General features: G+C 61.0%; 14 protein-coding genes. 9 read left to right on the forward strand and 5 right to left on the reverse strand.

Going from position 1 to position 16,725, the window contains the following annotated elements; all coding sequences use genetic code 11:
• The first annotated feature begins 75 nt into the window (after positions 1-75).
• The 6 genes from ACHMW6_RS35615 (at position 76) to ACHMW6_RS35640 (ending at position 8,443) form a co-directional block, all read left to right on the forward strand.
• Positions 76-1,563: a PKD domain-containing protein gene (locus ACHMW6_RS35615; RefSeq protein ID WP_395404397.1), complete on the forward strand. Its 1,488-nt coding sequence runs from the start codon at positions 76-78 to the stop codon at positions 1,561-1,563.
• A 651-nt stretch (positions 1,564-2,214) separates the two neighbouring features.
• A complete protein-coding gene (locus ACHMW6_RS35620) occupies positions 2,215-3,459 on the forward strand; it encodes an IS110 family transposase (protein ID WP_395404399.1) in 1,245 nt (414 codons plus the stop codon).
• A 108-nt stretch (positions 3,460-3,567) separates the two neighbouring features.
• Positions 3,568-4,764, forward strand: coding sequence for an IS256 family transposase (locus ACHMW6_RS35625; protein ID WP_395404401.1), 1,197 nt, complete (start codon positions 3,568-3,570; stop codon positions 4,762-4,764).
• Positions 4,765-5,007: 243 nt separating this feature from the next.
• On the forward strand, positions 5,008-5,592 hold the full coding sequence (locus tag ACHMW6_RS35630; RefSeq protein ID WP_395404403.1) for a TetR/AcrR family transcriptional regulator: 585 nt from the start codon (positions 5,008-5,010) through the stop codon (positions 5,590-5,592).
• 65 nt (positions 5,593-5,657) lie between these two features.
• Positions 5,658-6,227: a DUF308 domain-containing protein gene (locus ACHMW6_RS35635; RefSeq protein WP_395404405.1), complete on the forward strand. Its 570-nt coding sequence runs from the start codon at positions 5,658-5,660 to the stop codon at positions 6,225-6,227.
• A 335-nt stretch (positions 6,228-6,562) separates the two neighbouring features.
• Positions 6,563-8,443, forward strand: a complete 1,881-nt coding sequence (locus ACHMW6_RS35640; RefSeq protein ID WP_395404406.1) for an SPFH domain-containing protein — start codon at positions 6,563-6,565, stop codon at positions 8,441-8,443.
• A gap of 54 nt (positions 8,444-8,497) precedes the next feature.
• Here ACHMW6_RS35640 and ACHMW6_RS35645 read toward each other — a convergent pair whose 3' ends face one another.
• Positions 8,498-9,199, reverse strand: a complete 702-nt coding sequence (locus ACHMW6_RS35645; RefSeq protein WP_395404408.1) for a PEP-CTERM sorting domain-containing protein — start codon at positions 9,197-9,199, stop codon at positions 8,498-8,500.
• A gap of 190 nt (positions 9,200-9,389) precedes the next feature.
• Positions 9,390-9,782: a RidA family protein gene (locus ACHMW6_RS35650; RefSeq protein ID WP_395404410.1), complete on the reverse strand. Its 393-nt coding sequence runs from the start codon at positions 9,780-9,782 to the stop codon at positions 9,390-9,392.
• A 97-nt stretch (positions 9,783-9,879) separates the two neighbouring features.
• Here ACHMW6_RS35650 and ACHMW6_RS35655 point away from each other — a divergent pair, with 97 nt between their 5' ends.
• From ACHMW6_RS35655 to dmeF, 3 genes are all read left to right on the forward strand, one after another.
• The gene (locus ACHMW6_RS35655) at positions 9,880-10,794 is read left to right on the forward strand and encodes a LysR substrate-binding domain-containing protein (RefSeq protein WP_395404412.1); all 915 of its coding nucleotides are present in this window, start codon (positions 9,880-9,882) and stop codon (positions 10,792-10,794) included.
• Positions 10,795-10,867: 73 nt separating this feature from the next.
• Positions 10,868-11,143: a metal/formaldehyde-sensitive transcriptional repressor gene (locus ACHMW6_RS35660; protein ID WP_395404414.1), complete on the forward strand. Its 276-nt coding sequence runs from the start codon at positions 10,868-10,870 to the stop codon at positions 11,141-11,143.
• Positions 11,140-12,075 (forward strand): CDF family Co(II)/Ni(II) efflux transporter DmeF, encoded by a 936-nt coding sequence (dmeF, locus tag ACHMW6_RS35665; protein WP_395404416.1) that lies wholly within the window; start codon positions 11,140-11,142, stop codon positions 12,073-12,075. The genes ACHMW6_RS35660 and dmeF overlap by 4 nt, the downstream gene beginning before the upstream one ends.
• Here the strand turns inward: dmeF and ACHMW6_RS35670 are convergent.
• From ACHMW6_RS35670 to ACHMW6_RS35680, 3 genes are read right to left on the reverse strand one after another with little or no spacing between them, the layout of a single operon-like run.
• The gene (locus ACHMW6_RS35670; protein WP_395404418.1) at positions 12,050-12,811 is read right to left on the reverse strand and encodes a ThuA domain-containing protein; all 762 of its coding nucleotides are present in this window, start codon (positions 12,809-12,811) and stop codon (positions 12,050-12,052) included. The two genes, dmeF and ACHMW6_RS35670, sit on opposite strands and share 26 nt — an antisense overlap.
• 10 nt (positions 12,812-12,821) lie before the next feature.
• A complete protein-coding gene (locus tag ACHMW6_RS35675) occupies positions 12,822-13,742 on the reverse strand; it encodes an alpha/beta hydrolase (protein ID WP_395404420.1) in 921 nt (306 codons plus the stop codon).
• Positions 13,726-16,725 carry a glycosyl hydrolase family 28-related protein gene (locus ACHMW6_RS35680; RefSeq protein ID WP_395404422.1) on the reverse strand — a complete coding sequence of 1,000 codons (3,000 nt, stop codon included), beginning with the start codon at positions 16,723-16,725 and terminating at the stop codon, positions 13,726-13,728. Before ACHMW6_RS35680 ends, ACHMW6_RS35675 begins: the two co-directional genes overlap by 17 nt.

The raw sequence follows: 16,725 nt of genomic DNA on the forward strand, positions 1-16,725 counted from the left end.
GCTGGCCTTGCTGGCGTTGGCCGGATGCGGTGGGGAGGTGGCTCGGCGCCTGCGGTCAATGCGGCGCCAAAGGCTGTGCTGGCCTTAGTGGGTGACTCCGGTACGCCGTCGATTGGCGCGGAGGTGTCGCTCACCGGCGCAGGGAGTTCCGATCCTGAGTCGGGTGCGTTGAGCTATAGCTGGACATTGCAGTCCAAGCCTGCCGGCAGCAATGCCACGCTGCCCACATCGAACACTGCTGCCCTCAAATTTACTCCTGATCTCGGCGGCAACTACGTGGTCCGGCTGCGCGTGACTGATCCCGCAGGGGCTGCGTCGGAGCAGGACTTGACGGTGGCTGTCACTAATCACGCACCGGTCGCGCTGCTGGACAAGAAGGCGCTGACTGTGCTGGCCGGCGGGAGCGTCACCGTGTCCGGAGGCCTGAGTTATGACGAAGACGGCGATGCGCTCAGCTACAGCTGGACGCTGGACAGCAGGCCGGTCGGTTCGGCCGCGGTGCTGGACAAGCCCGCTGCCGCCGAACTGGCCTTCACGCCCGACCTGCCTGGCACCTACAGCCTGCTGCTGAAGGTCAGCGACGGCAAGCGTCCGGCCACCACGCGGCTGGACGTAAAAGTGCTCGCGCAGCTCAGCGGCTCCGTCGCGTTGCCGTTCACGCCGCTGGCGGCACGCTACAGCAAGGCGCTCGATAAGGCGGTGATGGTGTCCAGCGGACCGGATGCGCTACGCATCGTGGACCCTTTCAGTGGCCTGATCAAGTCGGTTGTGCTGCCGGGCGCTTACAAGGCGATGAGCCTGAGCGCCGACGGCAAACTTGCCGCCGTGCTGCATGAAGGATCGGTAACGCTGGTGGATCTGCAAACGGCAAGTGTTGTGCGGACCTCCGCCACGAATGGTTCGCAGACGGAGGTGATGCTGACCGACAGCGGCGTTGCCTATCTCGCCGGCCAGACTGGCGGCCAGTGGTATTCGCCATCGGTCTCCGCGCTCAATACGCGTACTGGCGAGGCGATCGCCACTTCGAATGTGACGGGCTTCGGCTACTTCTACGGCACCATGCACGGACTGTATTCACCCGTTAATCACAAGGGCTACGCAGTATCTGAGGGCCTGTCACCCGTCGACATTTCCTATTTCACCACAGATGCAACGAGCAACGCCGTCACTGCCTATGGCGATTCGCCTTACCACGGCGATTATCCGATTGGCTCAACGCTGTTCCTGTCGCCTAAGGAAGACTTGGTGTTCACTTCGGCCGGTACTTACTTCCGTACGGATACCTTGCGCTATGCCGGTAAATTGACGCTCACTGGCACTATTGCTTCACTGAGCCAATCCGATCAGCAAGAGACACTGGTGATCGCGGCGAGCCTGGGTACGTATCCGAGCTATGCCTGGACTTACCCAAGCGTCTACAAGCGCTACACCGGTGAGCTGATGCAATACGCTGCCGACCTGGGCTTTCCTGTCATCGATGGTCAAGCCAGCTATGGCCGCCATATCTTCCACAGTGCCGGCGGCAGTCATGTGGCTGTGGTGCAGACCGGTAGCGCAGTCTAGAATGGCGCTGGCCTGAAGCATTATCTGATTTACCGCTAGGCGGGGGGCGCCCAATGAATATCATCGGGCGTTCACCTTCGCGGACTTCCGGGAAGCCGCCAAGCTGCACAACGCTTGCGGCGTCCAGCTCGTCCGGTGTCCCTCTTGCCGGGCTGGCAAGTGGGCGCTTTGCTCTTCTCTGGCTTGACTCAGGCCGCGCAACTGCGGTTCTTGCCGCCGAAGCGAGCACGCAGCCTGTTCCATTGGTAACGAAGGCCTGCTTCCATTGGTATCCCGCCATCGAAGGCGCCGCGGTTGCGCCTGGTGGCAGGCGCGATTTAGTTCCCCGAATAGCGAAAATTCTGGCGAAATATCGACGACTAGCGTGCAGTAGTAGCTTCTAGCGAGTATTAGTAACAGGCATGGCGGAGCACACCGCCGCCCCGGAGGATGAAAGAAACTAGACTGGGGAGAGAAAGCGGCGGATCGAGATCGTTGTGTTTTTTGGCGGTCAGACCCCGTTAGTAACATGATCCCTTGACCTGATCCGTACCCCGGATTGCTTCCTAGAGAGCGCACGCTAAAAAGGCCGTGGGCGCTTCGGTGCCCTCAGGCAGACTTCAGGCCACATCCGCCGCTTTCCTCCATCAGTGTAAAACAGCGGGAGGTCATGTGGAACTGCAAACACTCTACAAACGCGTGATTGGCCTGGATGTGCACCAGAGCCAAATCACTGCCTGCGCCTTAATTGAGGAAGCCGACGGTACGCAACGGATTGAGCAGCGGCAATTTGGTGCCTTCAAGCGACATCGCCAGGAGCTCGCAGCTTGGGCAGCCGCTCTGAAGCCTGACGAAGTCGTGATGGAAAGTACCGGCATTTACTGGAAGAGCCCTTATGCAGCGCTGGAAATGGTGGGCATTCAGGCCAAAGTGGTCAATGCGCGTCACGTCAAGAATGTCCCTGGGCGAAAAACCGATGTGGCAGACGCGCATTGGCTGGCCATGCTGGCGCGGGCAGGCCTGCTACGCGCCTCTTTCGTGCCACCCACTGCATTGCGCGAATTGCGTCTTATCGCGCGACAACGACAAAAACTGGTTGGCCAACTAGCTTCGGAAAAGAATCGCCTGCATAAAATACTGAGCGATGGCGGCATCCGCCTGAGTGTCGTCGTCAGCGATGTGTTTGGACAATCGGCCCGTGCCATGGTCAAAGCCATTATTGTAGGTAAGGCGCCCCATGAAATACTCGATCTGGCTGGGCGCCGCTTTAAAGCCAGCAGAGAAGAACTGTTCGACGCTGTGCAAGGAGACTTGAGCCGGAGTCACCGCTTTGTACTGGATGAGCTAATGCGACATATCGACGAAATTGAGGCACGCATCGCTCGCTTCGACGCACGCCTGCTCAGCGAACTGGCCAATGAGCAGCCCAAGCTAAAATTGCTGCAGACCATGCCCGGTATCGATCTAATAGGCGCAGCCATGCTGCTGGTAGAAATCGGTACTGACATGTCGCTGTTCAACAGCGCTGACCGCCTTGCCTCCTGGGTGGGTATCTGTCCGGGCAATAACGAATCTGCTGGTAAGCGGAAAACTGGCAAGGCCGGCAAAGGCAACAACTACATCCGTCGCCTGCTGTGCGAGTTTGCACATGCTGCCAGCCGCACCAAATGCGTCTTCAAATTGAAGTTCCAAGCCATGAAATTGCGACGAGGGTATAAGCGCGCTATCGTCGCCGTCGCTCACAAGATGCTGCGCACCATCTATTACATCCTCAGGCGCGAACAACCTTATCGCGATAGCAGTGCCGATTATGAGGCCATGTCGGTGCAGCGCAATGCCCCGCGCTGGTTCAAGGCGCTCAACAAATTTGGATACATCAAGCCAGTTCAAGATGGTGCCCCAGGGTGTGGTGTATGAAGAGGTCGCCGGAGTCGGCGTTTAGGAAGGCTGCTTGAGGGCGGCCATTGTGATTCTTAAGGTAATGTTGGGTTTGCGAAGACCTTAACTCAACCTAAGGGAAACACAATGACCAACGCCACTATCGCACTATCCGAGCTCGCCGAAAAGGGGGCGGATGCAGATTTCATCCGTCAGACCTTGCAACATGCCTTGCAGCGGCTCATGGAAATGGACGTGGAAGCGCTTTGCCAGGCCGCCTATGGCGAGCGCAGTGATGAACGCATCAACAGCCGCAACGGCTATCGCGACCGCGCTTATGAAACCCGGGCCGGCAAAGTCGATCTCAAAATACCCAAGCTGCGCAGCGGCAGTTATTTCCCCGGCTTCCTGGAGCCACGGCGCACAGCCGAAAAGGCGCTAACAGCGGTGATTCAGGAGGCCTATATTCAGGGCATCTCCACCCGCTCAGTCGATGAACTGGTCAAGGCTATGGGCATGACCGGCGTCTCCAAGAGCCAGGTCTCGCGGCTGTGCGAAGAGATCGATGAGCGGGTACAAGCTTTCCTTGGTCGGCCTATCGAAGGCGATTGGCCTTACCTGTGGATCGATGCCACCTACGTTAAATCGCGTCAGGCCGGCCGAGTTGTGTCAGTGGCCGTGATAATCGCGGTGGCCGTCAACACTGACGGCGTGCGCGAAATCCTTGGCGTGGCGACCGGCCCTTCCGAGGCTGAGCCTTTCTGGACCGAGTTTCTGCGCGGCCTGACGCGGCGAGGGCTGCGTGGCGTTAAGCTGGTTATCTCGGGTGCCCATGAAGGGCTGAAGGCGGCCACCAGCAAGGTGTTGAAGACAACTTGGCAGCGTTGCCGTGTGCACTTTATCCGTAACGCCCTGGCGCATGTTGGTAAAGGCCAGCGCCAGGCCGTACTGGCCATGATCAATACCATCTTTGTGCAGGAAAGCGCCGAGGCAGCCAGCGGACAGTGGCGAACAGTGGCCGACCAGCTGCGGGCCAAATTCTCCAAGCTGGCTGCCATGATGGATGACGCCGAATATGAGGTTCTATCCTTCATGAGCTTTCCCAAGGCGCACCGAACCCAGATTCACAGCACCAATCCGTTGGAACGCCTGAACGCCGAGGTCAAACGCCGCACTAACGTTATTGGCATCTTCCCCAATGACCGCGCCATCATCCGGCTCGTGGGCGCCTTGATGCTGGAGCAAAATGACGAGTGGTCACTGCAACGCCGATACATGCAGCTTGAAGGATTGCAGTCCTTGAGCGACAATCAGTCCGCACGGCTCTCTGCCGTGATCAACTGATCGGGACCCAGCCCCTTGAGAATCACTTCTCGTACACCACTCCTGGGGACACCATCCAGTTCAAGCCTGATTGCCGTCCGAGTTAATACCACACTGGCCTTTGGTGAGTCAGGTACTAGCTCGCCCTGATACCTGATTCTTTCACGCTAAAAATCCAAAATCGGCACACCCCCTGAAGAGCCTTCTTTTTCGCTTGCCCGAAATGCTGTTGACTTCTGACCTACTAGAAGGTAGGTTGCGTGCATGAGCAAATTATCGACGACTGCAGACGACATCCTGGCCTGTGCCCGCAAGCTGATTATCGCTGGCGGGTATAACGGTTTCAGTTATGCCGACATCGCGGAAGTGGTGGGAATTCGCAAGGCGAGCATACATCACCACTTCCCGAGCAAGGTCGATCTGGTGAAGGCGCTGGTCATCGGCTATCGCCAGGCGACCGAGGAGGGGCTCAGGAACCTGGAACAGGGGATTCCGGACGCGGTCGAGCAATTGCGCGCCTATGTCCAGTACTGGAAGACGTGCATTGGCGACGCGAGCGCGCCGTTTTGTGTTTGCGCATTGCTGGCCAGTGAATTGCCTATCCTGCCAGACGAAGTCGCCCTGGAAGTACGAAGCTATTTCCGTTATCTCTCGGGCTGGCTGGCGTCGGTGCTGGAGCGCGGCGTGCAGCAAAAGCTTGTTTCGCTGCGCAACGAGCCTCAGGTCGAGGCGGAAGCGTTTATGGCAACGGTACATGGCGCCATGCTGTCCGCGCGTGCTTACGGTGATGCCGGGATCTTCGGCCTCATCATGGACCCACAATTGGAGCGTTTGTCGGCGAAGAGCTGATTGTCTTGGTGGGGCATTTTTTTAATCTTGAAACCTACCAACTGATAGGTAGATAAGGACTGCAAATGGAAAACTCGCAAACTGCACTGGAAGGCGGCAAGGAAAGCTGGCTGAAGAGGTATTACTATGTCCGGGCGGCCTTTTCAGCCGCGTGGGTCGTGTTGGCCCTGAGCGTCGCGGCGCATTCGGCCAGCCTCGCCGCGATCCTGCTGGTGGCTTATCCGCTTTGGGATGCGCTGGCCAACGGTTACGACGGCGCGCAAAGCGGCGGCCTGACGAAAAATAAGACGCAGGCGTTCAATGTTGCCGTCAGCGTGGCGATCGCCGTGGCGCTTTGCATTGCGCTGCCTGACATGAACCGTGTGCTCGGTGTGTTCGGCTTCTGGGCCATCCTGTCCGGATTGCTGCAACTCGGCACGGCACTGCGCCGCTGGAAGGAGTATGGCGCCCAGTGGGCGATGGTGCTGAGCGGTGCGCAGTCGGCGCTTGCCGGCGGCGTGTTCATTTTCCAGGCGCGCACGCCGGCGGTACCATCGATAGCCACTGTCGCCGGCTACGCGGGATTTGGCGCGTTCTACTTCCTCGTGTCGGCCCTGTCGCTCAGTGTTGGCGCATGGCGCCGGAGGAGCGCATAAATTTAGAGGGGCTGCTCCAATCGCGGCGCCGCCCCTTTAACTTTTATCAAACCGTGCCAGAATGATTTCAAGCATTCACTGAAGAGCAACAACAAAAATCGTGTCTGATCCTGCGTTACCTGCGTTACCTGCGCTCAGCGCGCAACCTCTGCCTCGCCTGGCTCCCGCCAGCCATCTCCCTGCCGAATTGCCCGTCACTGCACCGCCGCGTCGCTGACGTTCGCGCGCGCCTATCTGCGTCGCCGTGACGCATCCGTATTTCCAGCTTTATCCACAACCGAAAGGTATGTATGTCAAGCCTGCTATTTGGCCTTATGGTAGTTGCAGCGGCTCTGTTGATTGTCCTGATGCTGTTCCTGGCGTCCGGTGTGATCAAGTACATTCCCAACGATCGCATCGGCGTCGTTGAAAAACTCTGGAGCTCTTCGGGCTCCGTGCAAAGCGGCCTGCTTGCCCTGAACGCGGAAGCGGGCCTGCAACCTGAACTCCTGCGCGGCGGCTTTCATTTCTTCGCGCCCTTCCAATACCGCGTCCACATTCATCCCATGGTGTCCGTCACGCAGGGCACCATCGGCTACGTCTTCGCGCGCGACGGCATCGACCTGCCGGCCGGACAGACGCTTGCCGACAATTCCGGCATCGACGATTTCCGAGACGTGCGCGCTTTCCTGAGCAACGGCGGGCAGAAAGGCCCGCAGCGCATGATCCTGCGCGAAGGTACCCACATCATCAACCCCGCGCTGTTTGTCGTGATGACGGAGGAAGCGACTTACTCGATGTCGCTCGACGCCAAGGAAAAGATCTACTACGAGCAGATGCGCGGCGTGCTCGATGAGCGCGGCGGCTTCACGCCAGTCGTGATCAAGGAAAACACCGGCTCGCACGATTCCGACCAGTTGGCCGTGGTGACGGTGCAGGATGGTCCAGGCCTGCTGCGCGATGAGCTGTTGGCGCCGGATGTTGGCGACACCCACAACGCCTTCCAGGAGCCTGAAAAATTCCTCGCCGCCGGCGGACGCCGCGGCCGTCAGGAACGCGTTCTGGTGGAAGGCACTTACTTCATCAACCGCCTGTTCGCGACGGTGGAGTTCATCAGGAAGACCGTGATCCCGGTCGGCTATGTTGGCGTGGTCGTGTCCTATACCGGCCATAAGGGTACCGACTTGTCCGGCACCGAGTACACGCATGGTGAGTTGGTGGAAAGCGGTTGCCGCGGCGTGTGGCGCGATCCGCTCATGCCTGGCAAGTACGCATTCAACACCTACGCCGGCAAGATCGAACTGGTGCCGACCACGAACTTTGTGCTGATGTGGAAGTCGGGCGAAAGCGGTTCCAGCTTCGACAAGAACCTGCGCGAGATCACGCTCATTACCAAGGACGCGTTTGAACCGCAGCTGCCGCTGTCGGTCGTGGTGCACATCGACTACCGCAAGGCGCCGATGGTGGTGCAGCGCTTCGGCAATGTTGCGCAATTGGTGGAGCAGACGCTGGACCCGATGGTGTCCTCATACTTCAAGAACGTCTCGCAGACCAAGACCTTCATTGAACTGATTCAGTCGCGCAGCGAATTGCAGCTCAATGCGTCGGAAGACATGAAGCAGCGCTTCCAGGCCTACTCGCTGGAATTCCAGGAAGTGCTGATCGGCACGCCGAAGCCGCAGCAGGGCGACAACAAGATCGAGAACATCATGGCCCAGCTGCGCGATCGCCAGATCGCGCGCGAACAGGTGGAGACCTTCGCGCAGAAGCAGATCGCCGCGGATAAGGAGCGTGAACTGAACGAAGCCGAGCAGCGCGCCGCCAAACAGAAAGAGCTGACCGGATCGCTGGTGGATATCTCGATCAAGGAAAACCAGGGTGCGGCCAATGTGAAGGCTGCCGAGAAGCGCCGCCAGGAGATCGAGGCGCTCTCGCAGGCCGAACGCTTCAAGCAGGAGATGGAAGGCGCGGGTCGCGCGTCCGCCATCCGCTCGGTGGGCGAGGCGGAAGCGGCCGCGATCCAGGCCAAGTCCGAAGCGATGCAGGGCGAGGGCGCGGATAAGCAGCTGACGCAAACCGTGATGCTGCGCCTGGCCGAGGCGTTTGAAGCAGCCAAGGTGCCGCTCGTTCCGCAAGTGCAAATGGGCGGCGCCGACAACAACGCTTTCGGCACCTTGCTTGGCTTGATGAGCGCCATCAAGGCGGGCGAGCTGACGGCGAAGCCAGAGAAAGCCTGAGTGTCGCGGCGCCGCGTCATGCGCGCTGCCAATGCAGCGCGTGCGGCGCGGCGATTATTTTTTGGCGGACTTGCGGCGTACCAGGCCGGCGCAAAGCAGGCCCAGTCCGAGCAAGGCGATGCTCGAAGGCTCTGGCACTTCCGCCGTCAGTCGAACGTTGTCGACACCAAATTCCTGGAAATAGCTGTTTTGGCCATTCGCAAAGCGCAGTTGATAGGTGCCTGCTGCCAGGCCGGACAAGTCGAAGCTCGAATGCTGCCACGGGATCGTCGTGCCGTAGCCGGTGACAGAGCCAGCGTTCAGCAGCAGATTTTGCACCACGCCGCCGGTTACGTCCCACGACCCTGCAGCTGCGGTCAGGATGTCAACCCGGCCAACTTGCTGGCTGCCGTTAATTTCCGTGCCATTGAAGGCGGCGTGGGTATTATCGAACCAGTCGAACTCCAGGATCAGAGAGTTGACGTTGGCAGTCTTGGTGAATGTTTGCAGAAGCGCCTGGCCGCTCGGTCCGTTCTGATCGCTGACTGCCACAAAGGTCCCGCCGGTGCTGTTCGCCTGGACAGCGTGGCCGCTATAAGGAACGTTGCCACCGTTAGCGATCGCGTTGAATTGTTGGCCGTTGGTGGTAGCTGAAGTCCAGCCTGCCAGCGAGCCAGTTTCGAAATTGCCATTGCTGATCAACTGGGTCGTGCCCGCCTGTGCGGAAGCCACGGCGGTAACTGCAATTGCGAATACAAAGATGTGCTTGAGAGACATGCTGCTTCCTGTGTGTTAGTGATGGCTATCATTGAGCAAGTAATGTGCCACAAGGAATTAACGGTTTAAAAACAGAAACTTATTAAAGAGTGCCGCACGACAATTAACGTTGTTGTAAAGTTTTCCGACAGCAGCGCGGCCTTAGGTTCTTCTGTGAAAAGGGCCCCCGCCGTGTCAGTTTCGCTGCACGTCAATCCTTGGCTTTCGCGATCACCTTGATCTCGAAGTCGAAGCCGTATAGCCAGGTCACGCCAACGGCGGTCACGGTCGGATGAGGGGCACGGCCCCAGTAATCCTGCACCACGCTCCAGATCTTCTCGAACTTCGATTCCGGGTCCACGATGAAGACGGTCACGTCCACCACGTCGTCGAACGAGCTGTTGGCCGCGTGCAGGATCGCGTTCAGGTTCTCGAATGCACGCCGGACCTGGGCTTCGAGGCCGGGCTCAGGAGAGCCTTCCTCGCGGCTGCCGACCTGGCCGGAAACGAACAGGAATCCGTTGGAGCGGATTGCCGGCGAATAGCGGTTCTGTTCATACAGCGAGTGCCGGCCCGGCGGGAAAACTACGTCACGTTTGCTCATCAAATACCTCCATTGTTTAGATAAGACAAACTGTAGCCACGCAGCCCCCGCAGATAAACAAGCAATTGACTCCAGCACTATTTGTATAATCCAAACAATGGACAGATTCGACGCCATGAAGGCCTTTGTTCGGGTGGTGGAGTCCGGCAGTTTCACGAAAGCGGCCGAAACGCTTCACATGAGCCGGACCAGCGTAACCCAGCTCATCCAGCAGCTGGAGGTCAGGCTGCGCGTCAAGCTGCTGAACCGGACCACGCGCAAGGTCAATGTCACGGCAGATGGCGCCGCGTATTACGATCGCGCGGTCCGTCTGCTGGCCGATCTGGACGACCTGGAAACCGGCCTGCCGAATGCGTCCTCCCTGCCCAAGGGCCTGTTGCGGGTGGACGTGCCGGCGCCGTTGGCGACCTTGATTCTGGTGCCCGCCTTGCCTGCCTTTTATGCGCGCTATCCGGACATTCAACTCGATATGGGCGCCAGCGACCGCAAGGTAGACCTGATCGGCGAAAACGTGGACTGCGTCGTGCGCGGCGGCGAATTTACCGACCAGTCTCTCGTTGCGCGCCACGTCGGCGACCTGGCGCTCGGCGTGTATGCAGCGGCCAGCTATCTTGAGCGCGCCGGCACGCCTGCGCATCCGGCTGAGCTGCAGGATTCGGAGCATCGCATTGTCAGCTTCCGCTGGTCCCGCAGCGGCAAGCCTTTCCCCTACGCGCTGAAACGCGATGGCGAGAGCGTGCGCGTGCAGGGTAGGCATGCGCTGGCGATCGACGACGGCAATGCTTATCTGGCCGCCGCACTGGCGGGCTTGGGCGTGCTCTGGTTACCCGAGTACATGGCCCGGGCCGCTGTCGCGCGCGGCGACCTGGTGCAGCTGTTCCAGGATTGGCACATCGACCCCATGCCGCTTTACCTTGCGTTTCCTGAAAACCGGCATGTAAGCAAGAAGCTGCGCGTATTTATCGATTGGGTGACCGAATTGATGGCGCAGCATGCGCCGGTTCAGGCCTGAATACGCTGGAAGTCCGGTCGTGATCGCGATCGTGTTAGTATACCCCCCTACCCTATATGTTCATGAGGAAGCCGTGTCGCATACGACTAAGGAAAAGGCAAAGCTGCTGGCGCGCGTGAAGCGGATTCGCGGGCAGCTTGAGGCGGTTGAGCGGGCGCTGGACGCGGAGCAGGGATGTTCGGAAGTGCTGCAGCTGCTGGCGGGCGCACGCGGGGCGATGAATGGGCTGATGGCGGAGGTGATCGAGGATCACCTGCTGGAGCATGTTGCCAGCAGTGCGCTGGATGAAGCGGAGCGCGCGGAAGGCGCAAAGGAACTGATCGGCGTTGTGAGGACTTATCTGAAATGAATATCGAGGCTTACAAGCATAGTCACGTCTTCGGCGCAGGCAGCCAGGCGGCAGAGCGCAGCACAAAGCTGGTCATGTGGATCACGGCCGCGATGATGGTCGTTGAAATCGGCGCCGGCTGGGCGTTCAGCTCGATGGCCCTGCTGGCGGACGGCTGGCATATGAGCTCGCACGCACTGGCGATCGGACTGAGCGCATTCGCCTACTCGGCGGCGCGCAAGTATGCGAAGGATGCGCGCTTCGCCTTCGGCACGTGGAAGATGGAGATCCTGGCCGGTTATACGAGTGCGGTCTTCCTGCTTGGGATCGCGGCGCTGATGGCGTTCAGCTCGATCGAGCGCATCTTCGCGCCGCAGCCGATTCATTACCAGGACGCGATTATTATCGGCATCGTGGGACTGGTGGTGAATATCGTTTGCGCGGTGATCCTGGGCGGTGCGCATTCAAATGGGCATGAGCATGGACATCATCATGGTCACGATCACCACGGCGGCCACCATCACGGTCATCATGACTTGAATCTCAAGTCGGCCTATGTGCACGTGATCGCGGATGCGGCAACGTCCGTGCTGGCGATTGCTGCGCTGGCTGGCGGCTGGATGTTTGGCTGGAGCTGGCTGGACCCGGTGATGGGCATTGTCGGCGCGGTGCTGGTGGCCGTGTGGGCGAAGAACCTGATCGCTGAAACGGGCAAGGTGCTGCTGGACCGCGAAATGGATGCGCCGGTGGTGGAAGAGATCCGCGAAGTGGTTGAAGACGGCGCCAGCAAGCTGGCCGACCTGCACGTATGGCGCGTCGGCCGCCAGCATTATGCCTGCGCGCTAAGCGTGGTCACAACGGACGCCGGGCTCACAGCGCAGGAATTGCGTGCGCGCCTCGGCGTCCATGAGGAAATCGTTCACTCCACTATCGAGATACACCGTATCCAGTAGCGGCCCAGTAGATTCCGCCCAGCAGGTGGGTCAGGTACTGCGGGTCGCGATACATTTCGCCGTTGTGACCAAGGGCCGTGACGAAGACGCGGCCCTTTTCGTATTGGTGGTACCAGCTGACGGGGTGGTCGCCATTCATGCCGGTCGAGACTTGCCCCGGCCAGATCTTGGTCACGTCGTAGCTTGATTCGTCCACCTTCAGCACCGCGTTGACCTTGATGTTGAACGGGTTCGTGGTTTCGTACCATTCGTCGCTCCAGATCCAGCGGTCGGGGATGCCGTAGCTGGCCGGAAATTTGCTGTCGGCGACCGTGACCACGCCGGTTTGCAGCATGGGGTGGGTCTTGAAGGTGCGGCCGACCATCTTTTCATACCACACCCACCCGTTCGGCGGCGTGATCAGCGCACGGTGCACGACGACGGCGTTGCCGCCGTTGCGCATGTATTCCTCGAACTTCGCCCGCTGTGCCGGGTTCAGTTCTTCGCCGGGCGTATTGAGGAAGACCACTGCCGCATACTGCTTCAGGTTTTCCTTTTCGAAGACTTCCGGCTTGTTGGTCCAGTTGAAGTCGAAGGAGTGCAGCTTGCCGAGCTTTTCGAAGCTGTCGCGGGCGATCGGAATGTATTCGTAGTGGTACTTGTTCGGGATGGCCAGCACGAGCAGCTTGAACTGGCTGTCGGCGGCGGCGTTCGATGCTGCGAGGGCCACGGCGAGGGCGATGGTTAAGCGTTTCACGGTTTTCTCCTTATGGTGCGGGCACGCCATCGGGCTTGCGGTTGCCGCGCGGGATCAGCCAGCCGCCGTCGCTGAGCCAGTCGGACAGGCGGTCCGGCCAGTGCTGCAGCGAGACGCGCTCGCCGCGCTGGCCGACGTTGAAGGCGTGGTCGGTGTCCGCATAGAGGTGCAGTTCTGCGGAGACGTTGGCGTTCGTCAGCTGCTGGTACAGGGTTAGCGCTGGCGGCATGCAGCATTTGTCGAGCGAGCCGGCAGCGATGAATGCGGGCGGCGCGGATTGCGGCGCTTTTGCCGGCGTGCCGAGGGGACCGGGGTAGATCAGGATCTGGAAATCCGGGCGGGCGCTCACGGCGTCGATGGCGTCGGCGCGCGGGGAGGCGGTGGGCTCGGGGTTGTCGGCGACGAGGGAGACCAGTTCGCCGCCGGCGGAGAAACCCATGATGCCGATGCGCTGCGGATCGATGCCGTAATCCGCCGCGTGGGCGCGCACCCAGCGGACTGCGCGGCGCAGGTCGGAGGCGGCATGGCCTTCGATGGTGTAGCGGGAGCCCTCGTCGCGCGCCAGGCGGTACTTGAGGACGAAGGCGGTCACGCCGACGCGGTTCAGGTTCTTGCCCGCGGCCAGGCCTTCGTTAATGTAGACCAGCATGCGGTGGCCGCCGCCGGGGACGACGATGACGGCAGCGCCGTTGGCGTGGCGAGGATCGGCGCGCAATACGGTCAGCGAAGGATCGTGGATGTTGCTGTAATAGGCGTTGTCCTTCACCGTTTCAGGCTCGCCGTGGCGCTGCTCGGAGCCAGGGGCCCCGTTCGGCCAGAGCTGGACGACGGGTGGCGCGGGTTGCTGGGCCAGCGCGCTGGCGCTGGGGAGCAGGAACAGCGCCGTGGCGGCAATGCCGGCGGCGCGGCGCAGGTCAGATTTGAGTCGCATAGAGGCTGTGGTGAGTGAGGATGAACAGCGTGCGCTTGTCCGGGCCGCCGAAGATCAGCTGCAAGGGACGTTCAGGCACGTCGATGCGGCCCTTTTCCTGTGCGTCCGGGCCGTAGATGAAGACCTGGCCGTTGGCGACGTAGACATTGCCCGCGCCATCGACCGCCGCGCTTTCGCCGCCTCGGTTGGCCGCCAGCTTGAGGTCCGTGATGCCGCCGCCCGCATTCAGCTTGCCGCTGAAGGTGCGGTTTTCCGAGCCGTTGGTGAACACGATGCGCTCGCCAACGCGGCCATACACGAAGCCGTGCGTCTGCAGCGTGTCGGACCAGCGGTAGCCCAGGTGGTCGGCGGGCCCTTGTCGCAATACGCGGTAGGCAGGCAGCACCAGGCTGCCGTCCGGCGATGCGTACTCACGTGCGTTGGCTTGTGCCGCGTCGCGCGCAAACATCTCGGCCAGCGTGGTGAACTGATAAGTCTCGGGATTCAGCTGGTCGCGGAACTCGCCGTTGTTCCAGAAGTTGACAGGGCTTGCCACCAGCGCGTTCGGCCGCGATGCCACAGGCGTCGGCTTGATCATCGTGACCTCCGTGCCTGGCGTGCCGGGCTTGAAGCTGTAGACGGAAGCCTCCGCACCGTAGGAGGACAGCACCATCACATTGCCGCTGGCGTCCACCGCCGTGTTGACCGGATCGAGCGGCGCGTCGCGCACTACGACAAGGCCTTCACCCTTCGCCCAGCTGTAGATGCGCTTGAAGTGGCGGTCGACGAAATACAGTTTGCCCCTTGCATCCACCGAGGCGCCGGCGATGGAATAAAAGCCGGTTTCGAGTTTCGTAACCGCACCGGATGCCGCCGGCGCCGATTTCTGCTGGCCCGTGTAATCGAGCACGGCGAATTCGCGCTCGCGTACCTGGAGTTTGTTGGTCACGTCCACAATCGCGTTCTCGTATGGGTACTTGCTGGCGCGCAGATAGGTGGCGCAGCCATTGTCGTCGCAGGTGGCAAAGCCGCTTTCGCCATTCACATGCACATTGCGGAAGCGGATGTCGCTGGAGTTGGTCAGCATCACGGCGGCTGGCGCTGGCTTGATCGAGCGCGTCACGCGGTAACCGTGATAGTTCGCGAACAGGAGGTTGCGCGAGTTGCGCACTTCGAGCGACACGGAATCCATGCCGTCGCGGACTTCCTCTTCCGTCTGCGGCGCATGGAATTCCCAGTTCTCGACGCCATCCAGCACGATCTCGGCGCGGATGTGGTGCTCGGCCGACAGCTCATACACGCGGCCCGGCGTTTTCGTATTGCTGACGTAGAAGCCCGCCTGCGCATAGCCGCTCGGCGACCAGATGCCGGTGAAAGTGCCGCCGCCGCCATCGGTTACCCATACGCTCGGGTATTGGCGGTCCCAGAACCAGGTCGTGTCCCAATTGGAGGTCTTCTTGTACGGGTCGGAACGGCTGCCGTCATAGAGGCGCGTACCGTGGCCGCCCTGGATGCGCACATCGTCCACCAGCGAGTGCTCGCCGGCCTTCCACAGCAGGGCCACCGCGCGCTGATTCACTTCGCCGGTGGCGAGGCCGATGCCGGTCACGATTGCGTCGCCGCCTTTCGCGCTTTCCAGCAGGGCTTTCGGGCCGTCGACGCCCTGGTATTTTGGCGAGCCGTTCGGCAGCACCAGCTGAGTGAGGCCGGGGTGGAGGCCCACCAGCACGGTGTCCGGCTTGAGGCGGATCGTGTCATTGACCACGTAGAAGCCGAGCGGCAGGTAGACCACGCGGTTGCTGTCGATGGCTTTCTGCAGCGCTGCCGTATCGTCGGCCTTGCCGTCGCCCATCGCGCCGAAGCTGCGGGCATTGGCCCACTGCGAGGTGGGCGGCAGGGCGCGCAGCACGCGTTTCGGATCAGCCTTCGCCGGCGCCGCGCCGGTCTGGAAATTGGTGGCGAACTTGCCGGGCGAGCCGAGGTCGGATAGCGCCATACCGTAGGTGAATTCCTTGACCTGGTAGCTGCGGCCGGAACCTGCCAGCGTCTTGCCGCTGTCGCGGAAGCGCGCCCAGGTCGGCACATTGCGTGCAGTGGTTTTTTCGAAGCCCACCTGGGTGTAGACATTGTCCTCATTGCTGACGATGAGCGCGGCCTTGCTGACGTTCTCGAAGCGCACATCGCTGCCCCACAGCCAGTCGCCGTAGCCGCGGTCGATTTCCACGCCCACCGGGGTGTTGCGGATATCGACGTTGGCCAGCGTGAGGCCCGCCTCGTGCTCGCGGATGGCGGCATCGCGCTGGCCGTCGAAGGTGGCGTCCATCAGCGTGTACTGCCAGGCAGGCGAAGTCTTCTCGCTCAGGATGCCGTAACGGCCGCCGTAGAAGCGCAGGTTGTAGCCGACGTTGCCCACGTTGTAGATGCCGGCCATGCCGGAGCCGATGTGGAAGTCGATGTGGCTCAGGTTCGAGTGCTGGGCGGTGCGCTGGCGTACTGCAGCAGCGGCTGGATTGCCTTCGCCGATTTCAAAGTCCACATTGGACAGCACGGAATAGAAGGTCGAGGAATTCGCGTCGCGCACGTTTTCGCTGAAAGGAACGGCGCTCGCTACGGGCACGGGCACCTTGCCGACCGTGTACTGGTCGCCACCGGTGAACACCACCATCGTGGATACGCCCTTCTGGAAGCCCGGCGTACGCGGTGCCAGCACGAAGACGGGGCGGGTGGGGCCGACGCCGTACACACGCACAGCCAGCGGAATCAGGATGCTGCGCGTGATGCGGTAGCGGCCGGACGGCAGGAAGACCACGCCGCCCTGGCCTCCGTTGGCCACGCTATTGATGGCTTTCTGGATCGCGTCCGTATCGTCGGTTTTGCCGTCGGCTTTGGCTTGCACGGTGGCGGCGCTGGGATCGTCCGGCCTGGTCTGGAAGGCGGAGATCGATGCGGCGGATGCCGGCAGCGCGGCCGCCAGCAGAAGGGTGAGAAGAGGGAGTTTCGACAT

The organism is Pseudoduganella sp. UC29_106 (assembly GCF_044055365.1).
GTDB lineage: Bacteria > Pseudomonadota > Gammaproteobacteria > Burkholderiales > Burkholderiaceae_D > Rugamonas.